This window comes from Variovorax sp. YR752, assembly GCF_943372545.1.
This window is the reverse complement of sequence record NZ_CALRZC010000384.1, coordinates 1-4,339: the sequence shown is the minus strand read 5'-3', so window position 1 is coordinate 4,339 and position 4,339 is coordinate 1. Positions and strand designations below refer to the sequence as shown.

Genomic DNA, 4,339 nt, shown 5'->3' with positions numbered 1-4,339 from the left:
CGATGTCAGCGTCGTCGGGGCCGGCATCCCGCCCGCCCTCGCGCGCGAGACACTGGTGCGTCATATCGCGAGTGAATCGCCTCGCTGGGACACCGTCAACATGGCGCTGGCCAAGTCCGGCGCATCGGCCGAGCCCGGCTTCGCACATGCGCTGGCCCACAACGGTTTCACCGCGCACCCGTACTTCCAGTACGAGAACTGGACCCACGCGACGCAGGGCCAGTGTTTCGACGCCTACTACCAGGAACGTCCATCGCAGGTCCGCAACACGATCCAGCGCCGGCAGAAGAAGCTCGACAAGGCACACCGAAGCGAGATCACTGTCACGCGCGGCACCGAAGCAGGACTGGACGATGCGATCGATGCGTTCTGCAAGGTCTACAACGCGAGCTGGAAGGAACCCGAGCCCTTCCCTGCGTTCATCCCTGGGCTGATCCGCTGCGCGGCCCGGCTCGGCGTACTGCGACTGGGCGTGCTGCGCGTCGACGGTCAGGCGGCCGCTGCGCAGCTGTGGATCAACGCCAGCGGGCGCGCCGTCATCTACAAGCTGGCCTACGACGAGAAGTACGCCGAGTTCGGGGTCGGCTCGATCCTGTCCAAGGAACTGTTCCGCATCGCGATCGACGAGGATGGCGTCGGCGAGATCGACTACGGCGTCGGCAGCGAGGCCTACAAGAAGGACTGGATGACATCCAACCAGTCGCTGGTCGGAACCGAGGCCTTCAATCGATCCACCGTCGTCGGCCTTGCGTTGGGCATGGCCGAGGCGTCGAAGCAGCGCCTGCGCCTGTTGCGCCGCGCGTTCCATGACCGCGCGGGCCTGAGCAAAGCCTGAGCGCCGCCGCCACGCTGCGCCCGTTCACTGCCCACTCCTCGCGCCCGAACCGTCCGACCGAACATGCACAAAGAGGCATTCCTTCTGCACCAGTTGCCGCTCGTCGCGGCCGATCACGACCCCGACGCACCGGCCCTCCATGCCAACGACGAGTGGCTGAGCTACGGTCGACTGGCAGGCGCCCTGCGGCAGTTTGCTGCAGGCCTGTCGGCGATCTCGGTCGGCCGCGGCGAACGTGTCGCCATCTACCTCGACAAGCGCAGCGAGACGGTCATCGCCTCCTTCGGCGCGCCCGCCCATGGCGCCGTGTTCGTCCCTGTCAACCCGGTGCTCAAGCCCGAGCAGGTCGGCCACATCCTGCGCGACTGCGACGTGCGGGTGCTGGTCACCTCGAGTGACCGGCTCGCCGGCCTGGCGACCGAACTGGCGCAGTGTCCGGCGCTGCGCCATGTCGTCGTGGCCGGCGCACGCCCCGCAGGCACCTGGCCGGGTGCCTGTGCGCTGCACGGCTGGGACGACTTCATGTCGGCCGGCGGCTCGGGTTCGCATCGCAGTGTCGACACCGACATGGCCGGCATCCTGTACACGTCGGGCAGCACCGGCAAACCCAAGGGCGTCGTGCTGTCCCATCGCAACATGGTGGCCGGCGCGAAGAGCGTGGCCTCCTACCTCGAGAATCGCAGCGACGACGTGCTGCTGGCTGCACTTCCGCTGTCCTTCGACGCCGGTTTCAGCCAGTTGACCACGGCCTTTCATTCACGCGCCCGCGTGGTGCTGCTCAACTACCTTCTGGCCAAGGACGTCGTGAAGGCGGTGGCGCAGCATCGTGTCACCGGCCTCACCGCGGTGCCGCCCCTGTGGATCCAGCTGACGCAGTCCCGATGGGCTGACGGGGCAGGCAGTTCGCTGCGCTACTTCGCCAACACCGGCGGCCGGATGCCCTTGGAGACGCTGAAAAGCCTGCGCGGGCTGTTCCCGCAGGCGCGCCCCTACCTGATGTACGGCCTGACCGAGGCATTCCGTGCCACCTACCTGCCGCCCGAGGAGGTGGATCGCCGCCCCGACTCGATCGGCAAGGCCATCCCGAACAGCGAGATCCTCGTGCTGCGCCCGGATGGCACAGACTGCGACGCGGGCGAACCCGGCGAGTTGGTGCAGCGCGGCGCGCTGGTCGCCCAGGGCTACTGGAACGACCCCGAGAAGACGGCAGAGCGCTTCCGCCCGTTGCCCGGTCGCGAGCGCGGGCTGGTGCTGCCCGAGATGGCTGTGTTCTCCGGCGACACGGTGCGCCGCGACGAGGAAGGCTTCCTCTACTTCATCGGCCGCAAGGACGAGATGATCAAGTCGTCGGGCTATCGCATCAGCCCGACCGAGATCGAAGAGGTGCTGTACGGGACCCAGTTGATCGGCGAGTGCGCCGCTTTCGGCCTGCCCCATGCCTCGCTGGGCGAGGCCGTCGCGGTGGTGGTGACGCCACCGCCGGGCAGCACGATCGACCTCGCCGCACTGACAGCACTGTGCCGCGACCGCCTCCCGGCATACATGGTGCCGGCGCGCATCGAGGTTCGCGACGGCCCCCTGCCTCGCAATGCGAATGGCAAGATCGACCGCAAGTCGATCGCGACCGAGTTCCGCAACTCCGCCACGGCAAGCACATGAGCACGGTTCACGAGGGTCCTGCGTGGCGCTTCCCGGTCATCGGCGGCGAGTTGAGCGTCGGTGGCCAGCCGTTGTCGCTGCTGGCGGCGCGTGTGGGCCGTACGCCGTTTTTCGCCTATGACCGCGCCCTGCTCACGCAGCGCGTTCACGATCTGCGACAGGCGCTGCCCGGCACCATCAGCCTGCACTTCGCCATGAAGGCCAACCCGATGCCGGCGCTGGTCTGCCACATGGCCGGCCTGGTCGACGGCATCGACGTGGCCTCCGGCGGCGAGTTGGGCGTCGCGCTCGACAGCGGTATGGACCCGCACGAGATCAGCTTCGCCGGGCCCGGGAAATCGGAGCAGGAACTCGGCCAGGCGGTGGCCGCTGGCGTGCTGGTCAACGCGGAGTCGATGCGCGAACTGCGGCTGCTGGCCGACTGGCAGGCCCGGCTCGGCCGCGCAGCCCGTGTCGCCGTGCGCGTCAACCCCGACTTCGAACTCAAGTCCTCCGGCATGAAGATGGGCGGCGGCCCCAAGCAGTTCGGCATCGACGTCGAGCAGGTGCCCGCCGCGCTGCGCGAGATCGCCACCCTGGGCCTGGGCTTCGAGGGCTTCCACATCTTCTCGGGGTCGCAGAACCTGCGTGCCGATTCGATCTGCGACGCCCAGACGAAGACGCTCGCCCTGGCCACGCGCCTGGCGGAGCATGCTCCGGCGCCGCTGAAGGTGCTCAACCTCGGCGGCGGCTTCGGAATCCCCTACTTCCCCGGCGAACAGGCGCTGGACCTGGCGCCGATCAGCGCCAATCTCGAACGGATTGCCGAGCAGGCTGCGAGCGAGTTGCCCGGCGCAGAACTGGTCATCGAGCTGGGTCGTTACCTGGTCGGCGAGGCTGGCGTGTACGTATCGCGGGTCGTCGACAGGAAGGTCTCGCGTGGCGAGGTCTTTCTCGTGCTCGACGGCGGCCTGCACCATCAGCTCGCGGCTTCCGGGAACTTCGGCCAGGTGATCCGCAAGAACTATCCGGTCGCCATCGGCAATCGGATGCTGTCGGACCAGCGCGAGCAGGCCTCGGCGGTCGGCCCGCTGTGCACGCCACTGGATCTGCTGGCCGATCGCATGGAGCTGGCACAGGCGCAGCCCGGTGACCTGGTCGTCGTCTTCCAGTCGGGCGCCTATGGCCTGACCGCCAGCCCGTCGCGCTTCTTGAGCCACCCGGGAGCGCAGGAAGTACTGGTCTGAGCGGTGCGACGTCGCGAACATCGAGGCTGTCACAAGATCGCAATCCCCCGATCGCGGGATTTCGAGCAGAATCTCGGCTGGTTTTGCAACCGGCTGTGAGGGTCGCACGCTGAGGGACACCCAAAGTTACAGGTGACTCGGCGCTGCCCCGATGATGCTCACAGGGGCGCGTTGTGACTGCGGCGATTCGCCCCTGCGCGCCGCAGCTGAGGTTTGCGGGCGAGTCTCGGTTGCCGGTCCAAGGTGCTGTCATGTTTGCCAATCGTTTGCTGCTGCTGTCCCTGTTGAGTGCCTGCGTTGTCACGACGGCGGGTTGTGGCGGCGGCTCGTCGGAAGGCAGCGACGAGACCGGTGGGACGCCCGCGCCGGCTCCTGCACCCGCACCGGCTCCGGCCCCTGCACCAGCACCAGCACCAGCACCAGCACCAGCACCAGCACCAGCACCCGCGCCGGCACCTGCGCCAGCGCCGGCAGCCACGCTGAGCTGGAACCGGTCGAACTCAGCGGACACGGTGGGCTACCGGGTGTACTACGGGACGTCGTCCGGGAGTTACGTGCAGACGCGCGGCTCCGGGGCGGACGCTGGTGCGAGCACGTCGTTCACGGCCAGCGGGCTGGT

The 4,339-nt window shown here is 68.1% G+C and carries 4 protein-coding genes; 3 read left to right on the top strand and 1 reads right to left on the bottom strand.

Features of this window, described 5'->3' with window-relative positions:
• The 3 genes from AAG801_RS40675 to AAG801_RS40665 all read left to right on the top strand — a co-directional run.
• On the top strand, positions 1–835 hold an 835-nt coding region (locus AAG801_RS40675; RefSeq protein ID WP_341893555.1), incomplete at its 5' end, for a GNAT family N-acetyltransferase.
• Positions 836–898: 63 nt separating this feature from the next.
• A complete protein-coding gene (locus AAG801_RS40670) occupies positions 899–2,494 on the top strand; it encodes an acyl-CoA ligase (AMP-forming), exosortase A system-associated (protein ID WP_341893554.1) in 1,596 nt (531 codons plus the stop codon).
• Positions 2,491–3,720 (top strand): pyridoxal-dependent decarboxylase, exosortase A system-associated, encoded by a 1,230-nt coding sequence (locus AAG801_RS40665; RefSeq protein WP_341893553.1) that lies wholly within the window; start codon positions 2,491–2,493, stop codon positions 3,718–3,720. Before AAG801_RS40670 ends, AAG801_RS40665 begins: the two co-directional genes overlap by 4 nt.
• Positions 3,721–4,020: 300 nt before the next feature.
• On the opposite strand, the gene AAG801_RS40660 is transcribed toward AAG801_RS40665, so the two are convergent.
• Complete coding sequence (locus tag AAG801_RS40660) at positions 4,021–4,164, bottom strand: hypothetical protein (protein WP_341893552.1); 144 nt, start codon at positions 4,162–4,164, stop codon at positions 4,021–4,023.
• Positions 4,165–4,339 lie beyond the last annotated feature (175 nt).

Excerpts from the sequence above, each read along its gene's own strand:
- AAG801_RS40665 (WP_341893553.1), top strand. The coding sequence starts at position 2,491 with ATGAGCACGGTTCACGAGGGTCCTGCGTGGCGCTTCCCGGTCATCGGC.
- AAG801_RS40670 (WP_341893554.1), top strand. The coding sequence starts at position 899 with ATGCACAAAGAGGCATTCCTTCTGCACCAGTTGCCGCTCGTCGCGGCC.